Here is a 20,081-nt window from a genome sequence, read left to right on the forward strand (position 1 = left end):
GGATGGGTTCAGACAATGCCGTTCAAGATCATCGCCTCGCAATGCACGGGCTGTTCGGCCTGCGAAACGCAGTGCCCGAACTTCGCTATTTCCGAGCGAGCCGGCATTTTCCTGATCGATCCTGAGAAATGCACCGAGTGCGCCGCCTACTTTGATGAGCCCCAATGCGTGGCGGTTTGCCCGGTTGACAATACATGCGTGCTTGATACGGCGCTGCCGCGTCACCAGGCTGCTTGAGGGCCACGATGGATGTCACTACGACACTCGTTCAGAAACTCGGGCGGATGATGCTCCGCCTTCACGAGGCGCCGGCCACGGCTTTCCCCTTCTCAGACCGGGTGGACGGCTCTCCCTGGTCGCTAACCTTTTCGCCAGTTGTCGACCCATATTCTGGCAACGCGCACGTGGGCGGGAGCGCTCGAGCTATTCCTGTCGACCCGAAGGCCGCTGTCTTGGGCGTCAAGGATCAATTTCGCCGATGGACCCACAAAGGGCTGACCCGTCTTCCACGATATCAATCCAGTCATGTGCGGCCATCATTGAACAGGCGACATTCATGCCCGAGGCCTTCTTCAGTTGGTCATCCGAGAGAGGGCGTCCTCACCGAGCCGTGTCTTGGTCGCACGGTATCGAGCCGGCTAAGCATCATCACAGGGCGACAGGGCTATCCTATCACCTCGATGAAGGTGCAGAAATACACCTGCGCCACGGCAGGGCGTTCGGACCCGATCACGTGATGCGGAAACGAATTTCCTGCCACCGGTGCGGTCGGCGCCACCAAGTTGGAATTCGGCTGCTATGAGAGCACCTCGTGCGGGTCTTCCTGTTCTCGCTCAACGCCTATTGCCGACTTGCAGGTGCGTCTCGGGCAACCCGGCGAAGGACGGCAACTGTCGGAGGCTGCTGGGGCTTTGTCCGGCGGACGATGCTAGCGCCAAGGTGTTGTTGGGCGAGCGTATGGGCGGGACCGTGAGTGATCACGTCCACAATGCCCTCGGTTGGCGGGGTAATCAGGTCGACTCTGTCAGCTGTGCGCATCCCGCGCTGAAGCACGCGGCTCGCGGCCGGCTCAAGCACGCCCGGCTCGATGACAGACGCGCGTGCCGCGTCGACGGCTTCTTCAACATCAACGATGGGCTCACGGATAGTTGTCTCGATCGTCTCGATTTTAGGCTGCGGGCATTGATGTTGCTGCACCGGGATCCCGACAGGCTCATGCAATCCGCGACCCCAAGCGCCGCCGTGCGGGAATGGAGGGGGTCCATCGAGCATCATGATAGGGCGGTTCGTAAGCCCGGGCGCTCGCGAGGCGCGGTACAGTTGAACCATGGAGCGGGGACGGCAGCATGAGCAACATCGCCCGTGATAGTGACATCGTCGAGCTGACGGACGCCCCCTTCTTTGATTATGGTGACAACGTGCGGGCCAACCGCACCATCCGCAACGACGGCACCTATGTGGGCAAGGAGATCGGTGAGGTTCTGGTCAAGAAAGGGGAGCTTGGCTATGTCGTCTCGATCGGCACGTTCCTGCAACAATTTTATATTTATGGAGTCGAATTCCTCGGCTCCGGCAATCGCGTCGGCATGAAATGCAAGGAGCTCGATCTAGTCTCGCCAAGCCACGAAGGCGAGGAGCCGTTCTTGCCAGGAGCGGCACCCCGATGATCGAACCAAGATCGCCAAAATACCGGTCAGGCCAACGTGTCAAGGCGGCAATCGATCTGCTCAACGACGGTTCCTTTCCCGGCGCGTCGGCCGAAGAGTGTCTGGTCAGCGTCGGGTATATTGGTCAGATCGTCCAGGTCGGTCGCCATACGGGAGCGAACCTACCCATTTATATGGTCGACTTCGGCAAGCAGTTGGTGGTTGGCTGCCTCGAGGCAGAAATCTCTGCAGTCTAGGACATCGCGCAATGAACGCAGCAATCATCAGACGACATCATTCCGGATTGCCTGCGCATCCCAACGAGCTCGACCGGTGGCGGATCGTGCGCGCGCTGAAGAACCGCGAGCACTACCGATATGTCTCGCCAAAGGTGACAGCGGTTGCTGGTGGCTATCTGGTCGAGAGCCCGTGCTGCTCAGGCAATATCAATGCGGAGGGCGGCCTCGTCGACGTCGCGCTGCTGCACCACGATAGGACTGCGGCGGCATGGCAGCTGCTCCGCAAAGATCACCGCAGGGGCCTTTGGGAGTGGCATTCAACCCATCAACGGCTTGGCCTGGCGACAGCGGTTCTGAACGCCGACCCTGAACGTTTGTTCTGGCAATAGATCGTGGAGATGGTGCTCGAAGGCGCCTTGACGGAGATCGAGTAGACGCTCGCCGCTATTCATACAGCCTCTGAGCCCTGCCTGACGCTCCGGCAGAAAGCTCCACATCTTGCCTGGATTTGTTGCGAGGCGTCCGAGATGACGCAGAATCCGTTCCGCCGGGTTGGAGGTTCGACCTGCATCTACTCGACAGTGAAGGTCACCAGGTCACTGCTACAGATCACGAATGATCCGCAGCGCGCCGGCATTGTGCTGGCCAAGCGCTCTGGCAAACCGATCAAGCAATCGCCTGCCGGTGCCAAGCTCACACAGGACGGCTAGGCCCGCGGGTTGCTTGCCATGCCGTAGTGCCCGGCCCGGGAATATCACGATCAGGTCGCTCGCTCGTCCATCGGGTCCATAAGACGGGGACAGGCGATGGTCTCCCAGAACTGTTCGCTGAGGACGGAATCGCCTGGGAACGTCAACGTGGCTTATTAAACCAAGGATACTGCGGTAGATGAAGTTTGGATCAGCGAGCCGTGCTCGATCTGCTGACGAGGAATAACGCTCAGGCTTTGTAAGATGTGCCTTTGTGAGTACTCGCCCTTAGGTCCACCGCCGTGCACTCGCCGTGAAGGCCGGTTGATGATGCGCGCGCAAGTGAGGCAGTGCGACTGTCCCGGCCCATCCGCTCTCTCTAGTGCACCAATAGTATTGGGGCTTGGAAATATCATACTACAAACTACTGAGTGAAGTCGGCGCGTTCAAGCAGAAGCGCTTTTCGAGTTGTTGTTTCGAAGACGCATCGAGTGTCCCATCTCTATCGCTTGCTTCCATGTTGAAGGCGCTGACGTGCACGTAGAAAATCAGGTTTGTCACGCGAATAAAGATCCAGATGACAGAGGACAAATTCGCGTGTAGTTCCAGTTCTTATCTCAAAGAGAAAAATCCGCTTGAATGGTTGTCGATGACCATTGATATGGTAATGGGAAGCAGTTGCGTCTTCGCCAAAAACAAGACGCTCCAGGCAGATGTGCAAAGCGAAATCGGAGAACACGTGGCAAAAAGCACCAAGCGCAAAGAGTATAGTAAGGATGACGTCAAGCTGCTCAAGGCGCACTCAAAGGCCCGCACCCCTGTAGCTAGGGTTTCAAAGCTTATGAAGCGATCCGAGGGCTCTCTAAGACAGAAAGCACGTACCTTGGGGATTGGCTTGGGTCACCAGCGCTGAGATCCGCCTCAATGTTCGGAAATTGACCGGCGTGATGATCGAGACGGCCAGGCGGCTTACGACCGCCAGGCCACCCGATCGCTTCAGGTCCCTGCGCCCAAGGGTCAGCTCGCCATGAACGAGCTGACCGATTTCCTGATAGACCGGCTCACTTGGCCTAAAACTCGTCGAGTCATGGTTTTAATCAGGGACTGATAAGCCCGACTCGTTCGTCTCATAGTGCGGCTTACATCGGTCAATATAGATTTATCGAGCCCGGAAATACGGTCCGCGAGCGTGCCGGCGGATCATCATCCCGGCCGGTAGACGTCATTCGGCGCTGAGCTATCTCCCTCTGCCTCCATCCTTCTCGAGGCGCGACTACTGGAACCCTAGTTGCCCCGAAGAGGGAGCTTGGCCCGAGTCCGTGGGTGCCGGCATGTCAGCCTACAGCATTAGCGGCCTGCGGCTGACGCAGATCGCTCCGATGATGCTGCCGGCCGGCAAGGCGCAGAAAGAAGGGAATAGCCGCGGTCCGGCCTATGGCGACAACATAAAGGAACTTCGGCAGGAGATGTGCGTCGAGTAGGCGCAGAAGCGTACAAGTATTTTGTATGTTCATGCGGAGCCGCCTCGGCATCCTCTTGTATGCGGGATTTGTTATGAGGTGAGCAAGAGCGGTGGTGAACCTTGTTCAGCGTCATCATCGAGACTGTCGATTCGCCGCCACGACTGCCGCGCGCGGACAGCGCGGCGGTCGCGGTAGACTCGATGGTGGCAATGAGAATTGAATTGCATGCCGCACTCGCTAGCAGCAGGCCGCATTTGCGGTAAGATCGTCCGTATCCAGAAACGATTGAATCTGACGTCCTTAATTCGGGAGCTGCTCCTTGCTGCACTTTCGATATGTTGCCTCAGGCAATTTTAAGCGTGTCGCCGCCGATTTCGCGGTTGCAAGGGCAGAGCTCATCCGTCTGTATCGCATCCAGAACGCGTAACGTGTCCGTCGGGCTGCGGCCGACATTGAGGCTTGTCGCATAGACATGCTGGACCGTGTTCTCAGGATCGACGATGAACGTGTAGCGATGCGCGATGCCATCACGCGATCGCACTCCAAGGCCATCGACCAGTGCGCCCTTGGTGTCCGCAAACTGCCAGATCGATAGACGGTGCAGATCCTTGTGCTCACGCCGCCAGGCGAGCTTGCAAAACTCGTTATCGGTCGAGCCACCAAGCACGATTGCATCGCGATCGGCGAAATGCTTGGACAGGCGAGCAAACTCAGCGATTTCGGTTGGGCAGACGAATGTGAAATCCTTCGGGTAAAAGAAGATAATTTTCCATTTTCCGGGGAAACTCCTCTCAGTCAGCGTCTCGAAGGCGCTCTGCCCGTTCTCCTCTGGCAGGTGAAAGCCGGGCTTCACGCCTGTGATGTCGAACGGCGGCAACTTACTTCCAATTCCAGGCATATTGTCCTCACAGCATCGCGTCACACGGAAACAGCGTTCCGCGACTGGCAAAGCAAGCGATATGCCACCCCGCTGATGGTAAGCCCCATCATGCCGGTCGTGGAACATTCGCCTTTGATGATGGCGGTGTCCTCGGACCCTATCTGCACCGTGTGGTCTCCTCAATTGTCTCGGCCCGGCATTCCCCGTTGCGCGCTCCTTCGCCCGCCTCTCGCAGGGGAATCCACGCGCCCCGCTTTGTCGGTTTTCTGTCAGAGCCCTTGCCGCTGTCGGGTCCACCACAGCTTCCGGTCTCGGGCGCTGCGCTATTAGTCAAGCCTAATCAGATGCTTAACGCGCGTGCGAACGAATGGCACGCCAGTTGCTAACTGAATGCAGCAACAAGGAGTGAGGGCTGAGGGCACGCCGACGCCGATGGCGAGCGATGGCCTCCTTCCCGAAACCCATGTGCCCACGTTTCTGAGAGAGAAACAGCCTCGCGCGTTCGGCGCGCAAAATTGGCAATCGGTTGATGGAGAGCAACATGTCTTCGCTGAGACAAATCGCGTTTTATGGCAAGGGTGGCATCGGCAAATCGACAACGTCGCAAAATACGCTGGCGGCTCTTGCTGAGCTGGGCCAAAGGATTCTCATCGTCGGCTGTGATCCCAAAGCGGACTCGACTCGCCTCATCCTGCACGCCAAAGCGCAGGACACCATTCTGAGTCTGGCGGCGAATGCCGGCAGCGTTGAGGACCTCGAAATTGAGGACGTCATCAAGCTCGGCTACAAGGACATTCGATGTGTCGAGTCCGGCGGTCCAGAGCCGGGGGTCGGGTGCGCCGGAAGAGGCGTGATCACTTCGATCAACTTTCTGGAGGAGAATGGCGCCTATGAGGACATCGACTATGTCTCTTACGACGTGCTGGGCGACGTCGTCTGCGGCGGCTTCGCGATGCCTATCCGCGAGAATAAGGCACAGGAAATCTACATCGTGATGTCCGGCGAGATGATGGCCATGTATGCCGCCAACAACATCTCCAAGGGTATTCTGAAGTATGCCAATTCCGGCGGCGTGCGCCTCGGCGGCCTGATCTGCAACGAGCGCCAGACCGACAAGGAGCTGGAGCTGGCAGATGCTCTTGCCAAGAAGCTCGGCAGCCGGCTAATCTACTTCGTGCCACGCGACAATGTCGTGCAGCACGCGGAGCTGCGCCGCATGACTGTGCTGGAATACGCGCCAGAGTCCAAGCAGGCGGATCACTATCGCAATCTCGCGACCAAGATCCACAATAATGCGGGACAAGGCGCCATCCCGACGCCAATCAGCATGGACGAGCTCGAGGATATGCTCATGGAGCACGGCATCATCAAGCCTGTCGACGAGAGCCTGGTCGGCAAGACCGCCGCCGAGCTCGCCGCTGTTTCGGCATAGTTCATCTTGTCGGCCTTCTCGACCGGGGAAGGCCGACATCGTCCACTGCGGGACCTTTATGATTGGCACACAAAGCGAATTTGCCAATACAGTGTCATCTCCTGTATCAGCAGCTCACGTCGCCGAGCAGCGCGATGCGAGTGAGCTCTACGGGCTTCTGACCGGGCGCCATCCAACAGAAGTCGACATCAGCGACGATAACGATTTCGATCGCCATGTGCTCGCTTGCGCTCTCGCCGCATCCGCTATGGATGGCGGCCAACTTCCCGAATGGGCTGGCTTGACTAACCAGGAGCTCGATGCGCTGTTGGTGCAATACTTTCCATCGACGCCGATCAGGAGTTGTACCTGGCGCGAACAGTCCGCGTTACCGGCTCCTGACGAGACGATTATGGTGCGAGACCTCCTGCTTGCGCAACGTTCCACTCATGGAGAGGTCGGCGGCTGGCTCGCGACGATGATCGCGCGGCGCGCCATGGAGCCTAATCACCTGTGGGAAGATCTCGGTCTGCGGGAGCGTGACGAATTGTCCCGCCTCCTGATGCGCCATTTCGGGCCGCTGGCGGCTCGCAACACCAAGAACATGCGGTGGAAGCGCTTCTTCTATCGCACGCTATGCGAAGATGACGGTCTGGTGATGTGTACCACGCCGGTCTGCACGGAATGCAATGATTTTGATCTTTGCTTCGGCGAGGAGAGCGGGGAGAGCCGGATGGCCGGACGCCGGCGGGATCATCTGCGTCGTCTCGATGACCCCGTCCAAGCCATCCGAAGTTCGCAGGGCTGAGCTCATATGGATGCCCGCTCCTCGGCGCGAGTCCCGGTGTATCGGACCAGCTTTCGGCCAACGGTCACATGACCGGACTGAGGGTTTGAAAAGACACCGGGTAAACAACTTCGCGCAGGCAGCCTAAGCAGGACGCGGCGGCGCCTGATCATCGAGCTTGATAACTGGTGGATGCGACCGTCACATTTACCGCCCAAATGTTCTATGTTGACGCGCGATCGAGGCCAACATCCGCCCTCTCGATCGCGCCCGCTGACTTTTTACGAACGACGACTTGTGGTTGGACGACCGGATGGCTCAAGAATCCTCTTCGATCAGCGCCGGGATGCACGCGCCTTTCCCTGAAGTGTTGCAGCTTGAGGTCAGGCCCGAACCGTTGCCCGGCTGCCAAGCTTCCAAGCTCGGCGCCTGCCTTCAGCTCGGTCGCAAGCGCACCGGACCTGGCGCTCCGCCGTTTCCACCCTGGCGGATTTGCGACACACCGGACTAATCTGAAATTCGACGTCATTCACAAGTTCTCGGGAATTCGAGCGGTTTGGCACAGCAGTTGCTGTACAGCTTCCGGAATAAACCTACGGAGCCGCTGATGGCGTTAGCTGCCGCAATCACCGCGCCCGACAAAGATCAGTCGAGGTCCATAGTCCTTAATGACACCACCTTGCGCGACGGCGAACAGACACCGGGCGTGGCCTTCGCGACACCGGAAAATGTCTCGATGGCGCGTGTCGCTGGCCGCGGCCGGAGTCACGGAGATCGAGGCCGGCACGCCGGCGATGGGTCAGGAAGAGATTGCCGCGATCCGAGCGGTCGCCGAAGCTGGCCTCGCGGCCACGATCATCGGCTGGTGCCAGATAAAACCCGCGGATGTCGATGCGGAGATCGAGGCCGGTGTTTCGGTGGTAATCCTATCGATTCCATCGTCGGACGCGCAGATTGCGGCGAAACTCGGTGGCGCCGTTTGGCCGTGCTGGAGCGGGTGAAGCGCGTCGTGGCCCACGCTCGCGACAAGGGACTGGGTGTCGCGCTAGGTGGCGAAGACTCCTCGCGTGCCGATGTCAACTTCCTGATCGACCCACCGCATTGTGATCGGCGAGCATTCAGAGCTTGCCGCTATCACTTCGCTGTTGTCCGACTTGCAGCTTTCGGTCACCGCCGACGAAACCCAAACCATTCTCGCGCGCGTCCGTAAGCATGCCGTCGAGCACAAAGGCCCGGTTTCCGAGGAAACGGTGGTGGCGATGTGGCGCGACATTCATGAGAGATCGCTCCTCAACGGAGGCGATCAGGTGGTCAGCCATGCGCTTCGCGCGATCAGGTTGGAACATTCGGGCCAGGACGGCTTCTGGTCGCGGATCTAGATGGAGGTTGAGAATGACGACGGACGGGATCCTTTCGCAATTGAACAAGGCCTCCGCGGCAGAGGAGTTTTTTGCACTGCTCGGCGTCGAGTACGATGCGAAAATCATCGACGTGGCGCGGCTTCATATTCTGCGTCGCATGGGTGAATATCTCGCGGGCGAGGAGTTTACCGGTGCATCCGATCCCGACATCGCCTCGCGTTGCAAGGCCACGCTCGAGCGCGCCTATGCCGATTTCGTCACGTCCTCCCCGATCGAACAGCGCGTGTTCAAGGTCTTGAAGGATGCGGCCGCACCACAATCGAACAAGCATCCAGCATTGGTGCAGCTCGGTTCTTTGGAGTGAATTCAGTTTATATCGTGCTCTGGAGCGTGAAGGTTCAGAGAACCTGCCAACCACCCAGGGCGTCGAATTCAAACGCAAGTTGCAGTTACGGCCGCGGGTCCGCAGCTTGGACACTCGGCTCCCTAAGAGCCAATCACGGCTCAGCGCTGATATTTCCGTCGTTTCAAGCTGGTGCCCATGGTGCACCTATCTCCTGCAATTGTACGCCGGCAGCGGGGAGCACATATTTGGCGAGGAAAGAGCACCAAGATGCGGATGACTGTCTTCTGTCGCATTCTGGACATAGGTCCAGCACCGTGTCGAATGTTCCGATCCTCGTGAGAGGCTGCCAATCCGATTTCCTTCAGTAAGATTCTGTATTGGCGGTCAATTTTCATCGTCTGCGCAATTGGTACGACAATTGCTGACATTTACTCAGCTAGTCTGGAGAAACGAATGCACATCTTGGTCCGCATCGAGTTTGTTTTTGACGCCGCGCAGTTTCGCGCGCGCTGCCTGTCGACACCATGATACGTCGCGACGCCAAAGCGATGGTTGCATATTCCGGCCCGGCTGAGCTGAAAGCTGCGCTTGATCCGCGCCAAAGATTCGTGGACGAAATCACTCCCGCTGGCCGATCTATGGCCGAGGTTTTGCGGGCGGCGCCCTTGCTCTCCGGCGCTGGTCGCGCGGCGCCGTTGACGGGCGGCTTCACCGCCGGCCCTCGTGCCCTCGCCAAGAGTTGCGGGCGTGTCGCTGCAATCGGAAATATTGCGAGGGCATTCGGAGCAATGGATCGCGTTTTCACCGGCAAGCTCGCGGCCGACAATAGGACCAGCCGAGCCTCTGGCAGGTCCTCGGTCTGTTCCAACTCGGTTGCATCTCGAAGATGAGGAGGACCAATCGATCGGATCGAGTGACCGCGCGGTTGCGTGCCTCACTAGTTCCAATGCCAAACGGTGGCCCAGAATGCCGAACCGGGAAAGAACGCCCAAGCGGGGTGCTTCCGGGCTCGTCGACAAAGGTCCAGCAACGGGTGTCTGGGCCCCGCGCTGCTGCCAGGCAGTGTTGAAAAAATGGCGGCGGGCACGCGGCCGAACTCTTAACTGAAGCAATCTTCACGCGCGAATTCAAAGCTGGAGGCGGAGCACGCTTCGCTGGCGAGCCGCTACTGAACACGGATGGGAGTACAGATGATGAGCACCGCACCCAAAAGCGCAGCTCCGGCCGCGGGTGGTGGTCGCGCGGCGACCAAGAGGGAGCTGCCCGAACGATTCAAGGCTTATAGGCACGTCTGGGTCTTCATCGAGCAGGAACGCGGGATAGTGCATCCCGTCTCCTGGGAGCTGATGGGTGCCGGCCGCCGGCTCGCCGACAAGCTCAACGTTGACCTCGCCGCGGTTGTCATCGGCCCGGTCGGAGAGACAACGCAGCAGGCGATCGCCGAATCCTTCTGCTACGGCGCGGATCTTGCCTATATCGTCGCGGATGATCTCTTGGCCGATTATCGCAATGAATCCTACACCAAGGCCCTGTCAGAGCTGGTCAATACGTACAAGCCGGAAATCCTACTCCTAGGGGCAACTACACTGGGCCGCGACCTCGCCGGCTCAGTGGCCACCACACTGCTCACCGGTCTAACCGCCGACTGCACCGAGCTCGATGTCGATGCCGACGGCTCGCTTGCAGCGACCCGGCCGACGTTTGGCGGCTCACTATTGTGCACGATCTACACACTGAACTATCGTCCACAGATGGCAACCGTCCGTCCGCGCGTGATGCCGATGCCCGAGCGCGTGACCGGCGCCGTCTGGCGCGTGATCTCGCATCCGCTCGGGCTTGTAGAGGAAGATATCGTCACAAAAGTGCTGTCGTTCCTCCCGGACCGCGATTCTACAAAGTCCAACCTTGCCTATGCCGACGTGGTCGTCGCTGGAGGGCTCGGTCTGGGATCGCCTGAGAACTTCCAACTGGTACAGCAGCTCGCGGACGTGCTTGGCGCCGAATATGGCTGCTCGCGGCCGCTGGTCCAGAAGGGCTGGGTCACCGCGGACCGACAAATCGGCCAGACCGGGAAAACCATTCGGCCAAAGCTTTATATCGCGGCCGGTATTTCCGGCGCGATCCAGCATCGCGTTGGCGTGGAGGGGGGCGACCTCATCGTTGCGATCAACACGGACAAGCACGCTCCGATCTTCGACTTCGCCCATATCGGCATCGTCACCGACGCCATTCGACTGTTGCCCGCGTTGACCTCTGCATTCCGCGCGCAGCTGTCGCCGCACTCGCACGACCGCATCGCTGGCTAGGGGAGCTTGTTATGATCGAGGAAAGATTCGACGCGATCGTCGTCGGTGCTGGGATGGGCGGAAATGCGGCAGCGCTTACCATGGCCGAGCGGGGCCTAAAAGTGCTGCAGCTGGAGCGCGGCGAGTATTCGGGGTCGAAGAACGTGCAAGGCGCCATCCTCTATGCCGACATGCTGGAGAAGCTGATCCCGAATTTCCGAGAAGATGCACCGCTTGAGCGGCATCTCGTCGAGCAACGCTTCTGGATCGTGGACGAGCGTTCGCACACGGGGATTCACTATCGCTCCGATGATTTCAACGAGGAGAAGCCGAACCGCTACACCATCATCCGCGCGCAGTTCGACAAATGGTTCTCGCAGAAGGTCCGCGAGGCCGGCGCCACGGTGCTGTGCGAGACCACGGTGACCGAGCTCCTCCAGGATTCCCATGGGAGGGTCGTCGGGGTGCGCACAGACCGAGATGGGGGTGAAATCCATGCAGATGTCGTCGTGCTGGCCGAGGGGGTAAACGGAGTGCTCGGGACGGGTGCGGGCTTAAGAGGGCGGCCGAAACCGGACAAGGTCGCACTCGCGGTCAAGGAGATGCATTTCCTGTCGCGCGAGACAATCGATGCTCGCTTCAATCTCAAAGGCGACGAGGGGCTCGTCATCGAAGCCGCCGGAACCATCTCCCGCGGCATGACCGGTATGGGCTTCATCTATTCCAACAAGGAATGCATATCGCTCGGTATCGGCTGTCTTGTTGCCGATTTCCAGCGTACTGGCGAGACGCCTTACGGCCTCCTCGAGGGCTTCAAGCGTCACCCGTCCGTCGCGCCGTTGATCGAGGGTTCGGAAGTAAAGGAATATTCCGCGCATTTGATCCCCGAAGGTGGATACAGAGCGATCCCGCAGCTTTGTGGTGAGGGCTGGGTCGTTGTCGGAGACGCCGCCCAGCTCAACAACGCCATCCATCGCGAGGGGTCCAATCTGGCGATGACGTCGGGCCGTATCGCCGCGGAAGCGATCTGTCTTATCAAATCGCGAAATGATCCGATGACGGCCAAAAATCTTTCGCTTTACAAAAAACTCCTGAATGAATCCTTCGTGATCAAGGACCTGAAGAAGTACAAGGATATGCCGGCACTGATGCACACCCACTCGCAGAACTTCTTTCTCACATATCCGCAGCTCTTCTCCAAGGCGATGCAGGATTACGTGCGCGTCGACGGCACACCAAAGCTTGAGAAAGAGAAGCTGATGCTGAGCTCGTTCATCAAGGCGCGGTCGTGGAGTGGATTGTTCAGCGATGCCCTGCGCATTGCCCGGGCCTGGCGGTGATCATAAACCAAAGACAACGACGAACGACGGAGCCAGAAACAATGCCGAGCGAGCCATCCCGACGTGTCGAAGACAAACTATTCTACAACCGCTATCTCGTTGATTCCGGCCGCGCCCATATCAAGGTGCGGCCGCACACCACACCTTCGTCGCGGCTCTTATCGATGCTGAAGGCCTGCCCTGCACGGTGCTACGAGCTCAGCGATAAAGGTCATGTTGAGGTGACAGTCGACGGGTGTGTCGAGTGCGGCACCTGCCGGGTGATCTGCGAAGAAAGTGGTGATATCGAGTGGAGCTACCCACGTGGCGGTTACGGTGTGCTATTCAAATTTGGTTAAAGCTTCGGGGTAGGGGCTGATTGGCAGGCTGCGGCGTTGTGGCGGTACAACGAGATCACGCGCGAGTTTGAGATTTCACCTGATTCAATCGAGTCCCGATCTTTCCATCTACCGGGCGGGCCCTTCCCAGGTTCCGCTACAATATGCCCGGAGATACCCAAAGCGAGCCGGATCCGAGACAGGGCTCAACTCATTGGCGGGAATAGGTCGTCCATCTCGGATCGACCGATCCTGGTTCTCTCCCCAAAATCTCGCCGGTTTCGTCCTTCTTGGAGTTCGAGGCGATCCGCCTGTCGCCACTGCCTCGCAACGCTGCCTATCACCTCAAACGGAACGCTGGAAGCAGGATTTCGCTTCGCCATAGCCGCCGACCCGACAACGTGCCATCGAGCGCCTTGTAGACTAGACAAGCACGGCGGATCACAAAATTAGCGATTTGCGACTCCTCCGCGCGACCGCCGGGTTGCGCATCGTCAGGCGGGCTGCGCGCATGCAGCACACAATTTTGCCCTTTCATTCGCCTGTATCGCCGGGACATATGGTCGGCCGGAGAGCATGACGATGGTTGGATTACAAAAGAGCAGGGCAGCCGCTAACGCGCGGCGAGCAGAGGCACGCCGTGAGAGTTCGGTGGGCGACATCCAGGCCCGCATAGCCGAACTGAGAAGCTTGCCGCGCGAGAAGCTCGCGGATGCGGTGTTCATGCTCTCGATGAATGCAAGACGGCAGGGCGAGTTGATACGACATGCGATCGAGAAGCGCGCCGAGGTCGACTTGGACTTTGATCCGCCGCCGAATGCTGATTTCGCGACCTATCTCGCAAATGATGTGGTCTCGACCTTACGCCACCACGTTGCTGACCTTCCGACCTTGCTGGACCTGTTGGTTGAGCGAGCGCCTGACGTCTGCTTCACCGTCCATCGGGAGGAGGCCGTTTCGCTACTGGCCGCAATCATTCGCGAACACCGGCTCGAAGGAGTCCTTGAAGGCCTCTAGGCTCGCCGGGCTCCTGAACCAGCCAGCGAAGGATCGCCATGCCGGGATCGGTTCGGAAGCGGATTTGAGAGGAGCTGCCGAGCGTGCGTGAGTGTCCAGGGCGCTTTGAGGGACAGTCCTGCAAGATTGAATGTCCAGAGCGGATGGGGACGTCAGAAAATCTCGGCGCCTGCTTGCGAGGTCAAAACCGCCTCGAAATTCGCGGCGTAGCTCCTTTGTCATCCGTTTCCCGTTTATCGCTGGCGCGGAGCCGCTATGCACGTCCGGTCGCAGTCCCCGGCCGCGTCAAGCTCGGCGACCTTCGCGTTAGCGAGGACGAGATCCGCATTCTGAGCTTTCATGTTCAGTTGCAGCGCGCGTTTGCCCGCTGGCGGATCATGGAACCGTTCGCTAACAGCCATGCAAGGGAAATCACGGCAGGACACGTCGACCGAGCCGCGGCGATGTGCCAAAGCGGCGAAAGGCGGTCGCTCAACTCGGTGAGGCGTCCTGGTGAAATCGATAGCCCTTGTTTCGGTAGTCGCTGGCTGCGCCCTGGGGCGGCGAGGCAAGGCTGGCAAGTATTCCGCGAGCAAGTCGAGAATAGCAGAAAAGCTGAGTGGCGGCCCACTGCAAATTGGACGAAAGGGCCTTCTTGGGTGGCGCTGGATCGTCGACATGAACGCTCCGCCGAGCGTCTGCCATAAACCCCCTATCCTTGCTCGAGGCCGGGAATACGCCGAACTCGCGTCGGCTATTCGCTGTCTTCGCGAGCCGTACCGGCTTTCGCCGAACGTCGTGTCCACGAGCACGCCGAAGACACAGCCGAAATCCGCAGCTGAGTACGGCCGAACGGCGCGTCCCACGTCAATGCCGGCCAGGTCGGTCAGTAGGCCCGCTCAAACCCCACGAAGGCGCCTCACGCGCTGCGGCCAGCGGCACGTCAGCGACCTGCTGCAATAATCTGAAAGCATCCGATCGCAACTTCCATCACGATCAGCACGACTATAACCCACTCAAGACGCAGCGAGCGCCGTGTGTCGATAATGTCCGTCAGTGCGTTAGCCGTTCCGGAGATGGCCGACAGCTTGCGCTCAAGCATCTCAAGACGCTCCTTCAGTTCGTATTCGTCTTTCAGACGCGCATAGAGCCGCTCGAGTTCCGGCTTCTCCCAGAGTGCGTCGGGCTTTTCGGCAATCGCGATGCGGCCCGCGACGCGCTGCTCGACCAGGAGCGCATTGCCGATCAGTTGGAGAATGCCCTTGCGGCCCCGCGGCGTCCGGCCGCGCTCGGCCAGTTCGCGTGCAAAGGGTTCGATCACGTCGAACACCGCGGCGACACGGCGCTCATCTCGCTCCAGCGCCGTGCTCTTGGCTAGCGTATCGGCGATCAGCAGCAGCCGATCGTCACTAAAATTTCTAACACAAATCCGCCCGCCCGGCAGGATGACCTCAGCGCTCTGCTCGTTGCAGAGCTGCGCCTGCGCGCTATCCTCCTCATAGGAGGTGAGTTCACCGATGACGCGCGGTATCAGGGTTTCGATCAGAGCGGTTTCCTCCGAGGGCGACAACCCGATGAGCACTACAACGCCATAGCGGAAGACCACGACAAGGCCCGCATGAATGCGGAAAGCGACCGGCGTCGAGGACACCAGCGTTCCGATTTCCAGAGCCGACGGGTTGATACGATCCCCCAGCATGACTGCCCGAATGCGCAGCACCGAGGCGGCCGCCGTCTGTCCGGAGACCACAGCCTTACCGGGCGTAAGTTGATCCATGTTCACTTTAGCATCCGGTTTGGCGCCACTGCGACGCGATAGCGTTCCCCAGAAACACGTCCAGAACTTCGTCGCAGATGGTGCAGCGGAATTTGCCGAGCGCGTTGGTGAGAGATGACGCTGAGATCCAGCAAATGCCGGCTCCAGAGTTTGGATGGGTGGTCTCTAATTCATGTTCGTGCATGCTTGCCCGCAAGCTCAATCGAACGCCCAGCAAAGCTCTTCGAGGAATTCGACGATCCCCGGCCGCCAAACATTTGGCTGCGTCGTAGGCGCCTTCCTCGAACAACGTCGAGCAAGATTGATGCCGAACCGGTGTCTTCGCGCCAGCGGCGTCAGGATTTCCGCTTCAATGGGCGAGCGAAAATGATCGATTGGAACGGCGCAGGTTGATCAAAAAGCTGGTCGCGATGTGTGTTCAATTTCCTCCAGAGCATGTCGGCTACAGAACACGGCGGATCTTGGGCGCCGCACAAGCTTTCAAAGCGCAATCAGAGCCTTAACCGCGGCAGCGGCGCTGGCATAGCTGTTGCTATGAAATGTCGCAAAGACCGAGCGAAGGCTGAGTGCAGACCTGGTCCGATCGGGCGAAAACAGCACGTTGCCCGTGGACCGAGGATGGGAAAGGTGAAGTGCCGTTTCCAACCGTCAGCCACACGAACGTCGCGGCAAATTCTTGAGCCAAGGCCCGAGTACAACGGCAGAAAGGACTAGAGACCGTGCATATCGAACCGGGAATAGTAACAGGCGCCAAGTTCGTATTGAGCTGCGCGACAGGCATTGCGATGGGCTGCGTCGTCGCCAAGCTTGTGGTCGAGACCATACACGAGCGGCGCGCTCTGTCATTTGCTGTGCAAGCCATCGCCGCGACGGGTCTTGTGTTCACGTTATTCGAATTCCTGCCGCACTTTGCGGTTTGGGCATCGGAAGTGCACCTCGTCCTGGGCTCCACGCTGTTCCTCTTGTTTGGCGCGGCGCCGGCGGCCTTAGGTCTTGCGCTCGGCCTCTTGCTGCAAAGCGTCCTCTTTGTTCCGACGGACCTGCCGCAATATCGGATGAATGTCACGACGCCTCTAATACCGCTGTTTGCGATCAAGGCGCTCGCAAAGCGCCTCATTCCATCCAAGGCTGCCTATCGCGATCTGCAGTACAGCAAGGCGCTTTCGCTCTCGACTGCGTATCAATCCGGTATCGCTGTCTGGATCGCGTCTTTGGCGCTCTATCGCGCGGGCTTCGGCGCCGCCAACCTCGGTAAAGTCGCATCGCTCGCGGTTGACTATGCAGTTGTGGCCTTGGTCGAGCCGCTGGCTGATCTGGCTGCGCTGGCGCTCGGGAAACAAATTGGGCGGCGTGACTGTGAGGGGATCTGTCGCCTACCGCTCCCAGAAGGCATGTTGCGGTCGAAAGTAACGATGGCCGCCATCTCGGCCGCTTTGCTCAAGCGATACGTACGCTTTCCCCGATAGCAGCCGGCTGCAGCGATCCCGGGCGACGCGCACTCGCTGTTGTCCGCGAGGGGGCCGACTTTAGGCTCATTCCGCACAAGGCGACCAGGAAATCATTTCTCGCCGAATTGCGGCCGGCCGTCTGCGCCGGCCCGGTCGCTGGTGATCGGACGCGCACTACCGATTTCGACCTGCTGGTGCGTGATGTGGCGAAGGCGAACTGCCGCCACGACGTGGAGGAATGGCGGGAAGCGCTCAGGGCAGCAGCCTGGTCGCAGAGCATCGGGGACGAGGTTGGACACGAGGGCGTCTTGCGCTGCTGATACACTGGGAGTCATCCGTCGAACGAGCTTATCCATGCAACATTGGCAGCCTCCTCAGCACAGCCGCGATGGACCGCCGTTCGGCGGCTTCCCACGCTCTGCTGCACTCGGCCGGAATGTTCGCAGTTCGACAAAGAAGATCGCCATGTATGGATTGATCGTGGTGTTGACCACGCTCGCACTGTGCAGCATCGTGTTTGCCGGCGAATTGACCGGGCCGGCAAAGGTCATCAGCACCGACACCCTTGAAATTCACGGGACACGCGTTAGGCTCTGGGGCATCGACGCGCCGGACAAGTCTCAAATGTGCCGAGATATCAACCTCAATCCTTATCGATGTGGCCTCATGGCCGCGAGCGATCTTGAAGCCTTCATTGCAGAGCGCGAAGTCAGTTGTCTGTCAGTCCTGGAGGATGAGTGTGGACGGACATTGGCGATCTGTTCAGCTGATGGCATCGATCTCGGAGAATGGTTGGTGCGCAACGGTCTCGTGCTCGATTGGGAGCGATACTCCAGGCGCCGATACCACGCTGCGCAACGCGCGGCCGATCGTGCCGGACTGGGCTTGTGGGCGGGCAGCTTTGCCGTACCTTGGCTATATCGAGCGTGCATTCGGTTAGGTGGTGGACCAGCCAGCTGTTCTGACGACGCGAATGCTCACCCTTGACCGGTATTCCTCACACCAGAATATACGCCAGAGTCGTTCCGCACAAAGTGACCGTCACGGGCGAGCTGGCGTCGGCCGCGAGTGAGCAAGCTTACCACTGCCGCGCCACCATGCTCAAAAGGGGTAAGATGGTCTCAAGCTCTCGTAAGCGCGAAAGTCGCAAGACAGAAAATCGCGAGCTCCACAGGAACGCCATGGTTCTCGCCCTAATTCTTCGGAATCATGGACTTGCAGTCATGCCAAGGCGGCGCCTTTTGAGTTCGAAAGAGCCGCATTTACTCGGAAGAATGGCGGGCTCTCCGGACAAAGCAAAGGCGTGGCACGGAAAACAATCAGTTTCGCCGGGTACAGGTTGAGCGGAAGAAAGAAGGCCAGTGGCGTTCAAGGCACCATTGGGCGCGGTAGGCAACACGAATGAGGCTTGGGATGCAGCCGACCTCCACTCCATTCGACGCAAACTTTCAGGTTTTGACATGCCCAGGGCTCGCAGCCTGATTCCCAGAGGTCGCCAGATGCCGTCCACCAAAACTCATACACTCGCACTCAAATCTGATGCAGCAAGCCGGTGTGAGCGCTTGCTCAACGCCGGCTCCGCGGGGCGTATCGAAAGGACGGTAATCGAATTGGGCCCTTTGCCGCGGGAACGCCGCATAGGTCCCTTCCCGGACTTCGCTGCTGTTGGCGATATCGGCGGCGATTGCCTTTTCAAGCAACGGCTGCTCCGATTTACGCCAGAATTTGGCCGGGCGCGTAACAAGCTGAACACCACACGCGCGGTTTCGGCGATAAAGACGTGTGGACCTGCCTTGCAGGCGCCGATCACAACAATGCCTCAGAAGACAATGCAGCTGCTCGTTCGGTTGGAAACAGCACGGCTCGCTGACGACTGGCCGGAGATCCGCTGAATGAGCAAAACCGCATGCGACGAGGACAACTGCTGCGGCAGCCCCAACAAGAACGTCAGATCGCATATCACCTACCGAACACGAAGTGCGCGCCTTCCAGAACGAAACGTGAGCCACTGAACGCGCAGCGTCGCTCCCATAACCTAGTGGTGTGCAGACTCTGTGCCGACGGGCACGATGCAAGCTCCTGGCCTTTTTCGATCGCGATGTCGCCAACCCGACAATAGCAGTCATTGCTCAAACAAGCCCCGGGTTTGAGGTCGAACACGAATCGAATGCCGGGCGCCGGCACCGCCGGTTAGATTCAGTGAACGCTCCTGCGAAAGAGATTAGGTGATCGAGTTTTTTTGCAACCACACAACGAAGTCGCACCTTAATTCGAGGCGCAGTGCTGAGCTCAGTCAAAGACCGCAAGCTCACGTCTTGACCGTCTCCCCGAGATCAGCCCCATAGCTGTGTTTCATAGCTGTTCTATTCGCACGGCGAGCTCGGCAGCGAATTGTTCGTGCCGTTCTGGGTGGTGCTATTGTGCCAGACCGATGCAGGTGGGACCCTGATGGGCAGCTGGCGTCTCGTCCGCACTAGGGCTTTCGCGTGACGACCAAGTCGCGGCCAGATGGTCTCGGCCCAGAGGCCTTGCATCCGCTCGTTGTTCTTGGCGACTTCCGTGCCACTGTCGGCGCCGCGCCGCTCGGCGGTGCGTTGGAACGTGGCCAGCTCGATCGTCCATGCCTGGAGAATTAGCGTGCCGGCCTCGGCGATCGTTGCGGCGCTGACCTGGTGGGGTCAATGCTTTCGGTGTTTTCGTTAGGACACGAGCTTCAGCCCGACAATGCCGGCGACGATCAACCCGATGCTGGCAAGGCGAAACGCGGCGGCCGGTTCTCCGAACAGGATGATCCCGAGCGCTGCGGTGCCGACCGCACCGATGCCGGTCCAGACCGCATAAGCAGTTCCAATGGGCAGCGTCTTTAGAGCAAGGCCGAGCAGGATCACGCTGCCGGCCATGGCCGCGAGCGTGAGCACGGACGGAACGGGCTTGGTAAAGCCCTCGGTGTATTTGAGGCCGATTGCCCAGGCGACCTCCAGCAGGCCGGCGGCCAACAAAATGCTCCAGGCCATGGCGGCCCTCCGTTCATGGCAGGGTCGCCCCCGCGGCTGATGTGGTGATGAGCTGGGCGCCATCCTTGCCGGGGCTCGCGAT

General features: G+C 59.4%; 20 protein-coding genes and 1 pseudogene. 18 read left to right on the forward strand and 3 right to left on the reverse strand.

The genetic code is table 11. From position 1 onward, the window contains the following. Positions 1-15 precede the first annotated feature (15 nt). The 7 genes from IVB32_RS28340 (at position 16) to IVB32_RS28370 (ending at position 4,055) form a co-directional block, all read left to right on the forward strand. Entirely contained in the window at positions 16-237 is a 222-nt protein-coding gene (locus tag IVB32_RS28340; RefSeq protein ID WP_247285945.1) for a 4Fe-4S binding protein, read from the forward strand. A 1,109-nt stretch (positions 238-1,346) separates the two neighbouring features. Continuing rightward, a complete protein-coding gene (locus tag IVB32_RS28345; RefSeq protein ID WP_018457701.1) occupies positions 1,347-1,667 on the forward strand; it encodes a nitrogen fixation protein NifZ in 321 nt (106 codons plus the stop codon). Continuing rightward, entirely contained in the window at positions 1,664-1,903 is a 240-nt protein-coding gene (locus IVB32_RS28350) for a nitrogen fixation protein NifZ (RefSeq protein WP_018457702.1), read from the forward strand. Before IVB32_RS28345 ends, IVB32_RS28350 begins: the two co-directional genes overlap by 4 nt. 11 nt (positions 1,904-1,914) lie before the next feature. Further along, positions 1,915-2,274 carry a hypothetical protein gene (locus tag IVB32_RS28355; RefSeq protein WP_247285946.1) on the forward strand — a complete coding sequence of 120 codons (360 nt, stop codon included), beginning with the start codon at positions 1,915-1,917 and terminating at the stop codon, positions 2,272-2,274. A gap of 138 nt (positions 2,275-2,412) precedes the next feature. Beyond that, on the forward strand, positions 2,413-2,595 hold the full coding sequence (locus IVB32_RS28360) for a hypothetical protein (RefSeq protein WP_247285947.1): 183 nt from the start codon (positions 2,413-2,415) through the stop codon (positions 2,593-2,595). Between the two features lie 556 nt (positions 2,596-3,151). Further along, positions 3,152-3,487: a hypothetical protein gene (locus IVB32_RS28365; RefSeq protein ID WP_247285948.1), complete on the forward strand. Its 336-nt coding sequence runs from the start codon at positions 3,152-3,154 to the stop codon at positions 3,485-3,487. A gap of 418 nt (positions 3,488-3,905) precedes the next feature. After that, positions 3,906-4,055: a hypothetical protein gene (locus tag IVB32_RS28370; RefSeq protein ID WP_247285949.1), complete on the forward strand. Its 150-nt coding sequence runs from the start codon at positions 3,906-3,908 to the stop codon at positions 4,053-4,055. A 325-nt stretch (positions 4,056-4,380) separates the two neighbouring features. Here the strand turns inward: IVB32_RS28370 and IVB32_RS28375 are convergent, their stop codons facing one another. Then, positions 4,381-4,935, reverse strand: a complete 555-nt coding sequence (locus IVB32_RS28375; RefSeq protein ID WP_247285950.1) for a peroxiredoxin — start codon at positions 4,933-4,935, stop codon at positions 4,381-4,383. A gap of 523 nt (positions 4,936-5,458) precedes the next feature. On the opposite strand from IVB32_RS28375, the gene nifH reads away from it, so the two are divergent. From nifH to IVB32_RS28415, 8 genes and pseudogenes are all read left to right on the forward strand, one after another. Next, entirely contained in the window at positions 5,459-6,349 is an 891-nt protein-coding gene (gene nifH, locus IVB32_RS28380; RefSeq protein ID WP_026233535.1) for a nitrogenase iron protein, read from the forward strand. A gap of 58 nt (positions 6,350-6,407) precedes the next feature. Continuing rightward, positions 6,408-7,136 (forward strand): nitrogen fixation protein NifQ, encoded by a 729-nt coding sequence (locus IVB32_RS28385; protein WP_247285951.1) that lies wholly within the window; start codon positions 6,408-6,410, stop codon positions 7,134-7,136. A gap of 586 nt (positions 7,137-7,722) precedes the next feature. After that, positions 7,723-8,389: pseudogene (locus IVB32_RS28390) on the forward strand (hypothetical protein); the annotation flags it as partial. Positions 8,390-8,507: 118 nt separating this feature from the next. Continuing rightward, positions 8,508-8,840, forward strand: coding sequence for a nitrogenase stabilizing/protective protein NifW (nifW, locus tag IVB32_RS28395; RefSeq protein WP_247285952.1), 333 nt, complete (start codon positions 8,508-8,510; stop codon positions 8,838-8,840). Between the two features lie 1,175 nt (positions 8,841-10,015). Beyond that, positions 10,016-11,128, forward strand: a complete 1,113-nt coding sequence (locus IVB32_RS28400) for an electron transfer flavoprotein subunit alpha/FixB family protein (protein ID WP_247285970.1) — start codon at positions 10,016-10,018, stop codon at positions 11,126-11,128. A gap of 11 nt (positions 11,129-11,139) precedes the next feature. After that, positions 11,140-12,447: an FAD-binding protein gene (locus tag IVB32_RS28405; protein ID WP_247285953.1), complete on the forward strand. Its 1,308-nt coding sequence runs from the start codon at positions 11,140-11,142 to the stop codon at positions 12,445-12,447. 41 nt (positions 12,448-12,488) lie between these two features. After that, entirely contained in the window at positions 12,489-12,785 is a 297-nt protein-coding gene (locus tag IVB32_RS28410; RefSeq protein WP_083926516.1) for a ferredoxin family protein, read from the forward strand. A 630-nt stretch (positions 12,786-13,415) separates the two neighbouring features. Beyond that, positions 13,416-13,781 (forward strand): hypothetical protein, encoded by a 366-nt coding sequence (locus IVB32_RS28415; protein ID WP_018458223.1) that lies wholly within the window; start codon positions 13,416-13,418, stop codon positions 13,779-13,781. Between the two features lie 922 nt (positions 13,782-14,703). Here IVB32_RS28415 and IVB32_RS28420 read toward each other — a convergent pair. Next, a complete protein-coding gene (locus tag IVB32_RS28420; RefSeq protein ID WP_247285971.1) occupies positions 14,704-15,537 on the reverse strand; it encodes an RMD1 family protein in 834 nt (277 codons plus the stop codon). Positions 15,538-16,256: 719 nt separating this feature from the next. Here IVB32_RS28420 and IVB32_RS28425 point away from each other — a divergent pair. The 3 genes from IVB32_RS28425 (at position 16,257) to IVB32_RS28435 (ending at position 18,877) form a co-directional block, all read left to right on the forward strand. Continuing rightward, positions 16,257-17,003, forward strand: coding sequence for an energy-coupling factor ABC transporter permease (locus tag IVB32_RS28425; protein WP_247412044.1), 747 nt, complete (start codon positions 16,257-16,259; stop codon positions 17,001-17,003). 336 nt (positions 17,004-17,339) lie between these two features. After that, positions 17,340-17,972, forward strand: coding sequence for a thermonuclease family protein (locus IVB32_RS28430; RefSeq protein WP_346658405.1), 633 nt, complete (start codon positions 17,340-17,342; stop codon positions 17,970-17,972). 374 nt (positions 17,973-18,346) lie between these two features. After that, positions 18,347-18,877 carry a hypothetical protein gene (locus IVB32_RS28435; protein ID WP_247285955.1) on the forward strand — a complete coding sequence of 177 codons (531 nt, stop codon included), beginning with the start codon at positions 18,347-18,349 and terminating at the stop codon, positions 18,875-18,877. An 807-nt stretch (positions 18,878-19,684) separates the two neighbouring features. Here IVB32_RS28435 and sugE read toward each other — a convergent pair. Further along, entirely contained in the window at positions 19,685-19,999 is a 315-nt protein-coding gene (gene sugE, locus IVB32_RS28440) for a quaternary ammonium compound efflux SMR transporter SugE (protein WP_018458212.1), read from the reverse strand. Between the last annotated feature and the right edge of the window lie 82 nt (positions 20,000-20,081).

Source organism: Bradyrhizobium sp. 23 (genome assembly GCF_023073295.1).
GTDB lineage: Bacteria > Pseudomonadota > Alphaproteobacteria > Rhizobiales > Xanthobacteraceae > Bradyrhizobium > Bradyrhizobium canariense_D.

Excerpts from the sequence above, each read along its gene's own strand:
- IVB32_RS28340 (WP_247285945.1), top strand. The coding sequence starts at position 16 with ATGCCGTTCAAGATCATCGCCTCGCAATGCACGGGCTGTTCGGCCTGC.
- IVB32_RS28345 (WP_018457701.1), top strand. The coding sequence starts at position 1,347 with ATGAGCAACATCGCCCGTGATAGTGACATCGTCGAGCTGACGGACGCC.
- IVB32_RS28350 (WP_018457702.1), top strand. The coding sequence starts at position 1,664 with ATGATCGAACCAAGATCGCCAAAATACCGGTCAGGCCAACGTGTCAAG.
- IVB32_RS28355 (WP_247285946.1), top strand. The coding sequence starts at position 1,915 with ATGAACGCAGCAATCATCAGACGACATCATTCCGGATTGCCTGCGCAT.
- IVB32_RS28360 (WP_247285947.1), top strand. The coding sequence starts at position 2,413 with ATGACGCAGAATCCGTTCCGCCGGGTTGGAGGTTCGACCTGCATCTAC.
- IVB32_RS28365 (WP_247285948.1), top strand. The coding sequence starts at position 3,152 with ATGACAGAGGACAAATTCGCGTGTAGTTCCAGTTCTTATCTCAAAGAG.
- IVB32_RS28370 (WP_247285949.1), top strand. The coding sequence starts at position 3,906 with ATGTCAGCCTACAGCATTAGCGGCCTGCGGCTGACGCAGATCGCTCCG.
- IVB32_RS28375 (WP_247285950.1), bottom strand. The coding sequence starts at position 4,935 with ATGCCTGGAATTGGAAGTAAGTTGCCGCCGTTCGACATCACAGGCGTG.
- nifH (WP_026233535.1), top strand. The coding sequence starts at position 5,459 with ATGTCTTCGCTGAGACAAATCGCGTTTTATGGCAAGGGTGGCATCGGC.
- IVB32_RS28385 (WP_247285951.1), top strand. The coding sequence starts at position 6,408 with ATGATTGGCACACAAAGCGAATTTGCCAATACAGTGTCATCTCCTGTA.
- nifW (WP_247285952.1), top strand. The coding sequence starts at position 8,508 with ATGACGACGGACGGGATCCTTTCGCAATTGAACAAGGCCTCCGCGGCA.
- IVB32_RS28400 (WP_247285970.1), top strand. The coding sequence starts at position 10,016 with ATGAGCACCGCACCCAAAAGCGCAGCTCCGGCCGCGGGTGGTGGTCGC.
- IVB32_RS28405 (WP_247285953.1), top strand. The coding sequence starts at position 11,140 with ATGATCGAGGAAAGATTCGACGCGATCGTCGTCGGTGCTGGGATGGGC.
- IVB32_RS28410 (WP_083926516.1), top strand. The coding sequence starts at position 12,489 with ATGCCGAGCGAGCCATCCCGACGTGTCGAAGACAAACTATTCTACAAC.
- IVB32_RS28420 (WP_247285971.1), bottom strand. The coding sequence starts at position 15,537 with ATGGATCAACTTACGCCCGGTAAGGCTGTGGTCTCCGGACAGACGGCG.
- IVB32_RS28430 (WP_346658405.1), top strand. The coding sequence starts at position 17,340 with ATGCAACATTGGCAGCCTCCTCAGCACAGCCGCGATGGACCGCCGTTC.
- sugE (WP_018458212.1), bottom strand. The coding sequence starts at position 19,999 with ATGGCCTGGAGCATTTTGTTGGCCGCCGGCCTGCTGGAGGTCGCCTGG.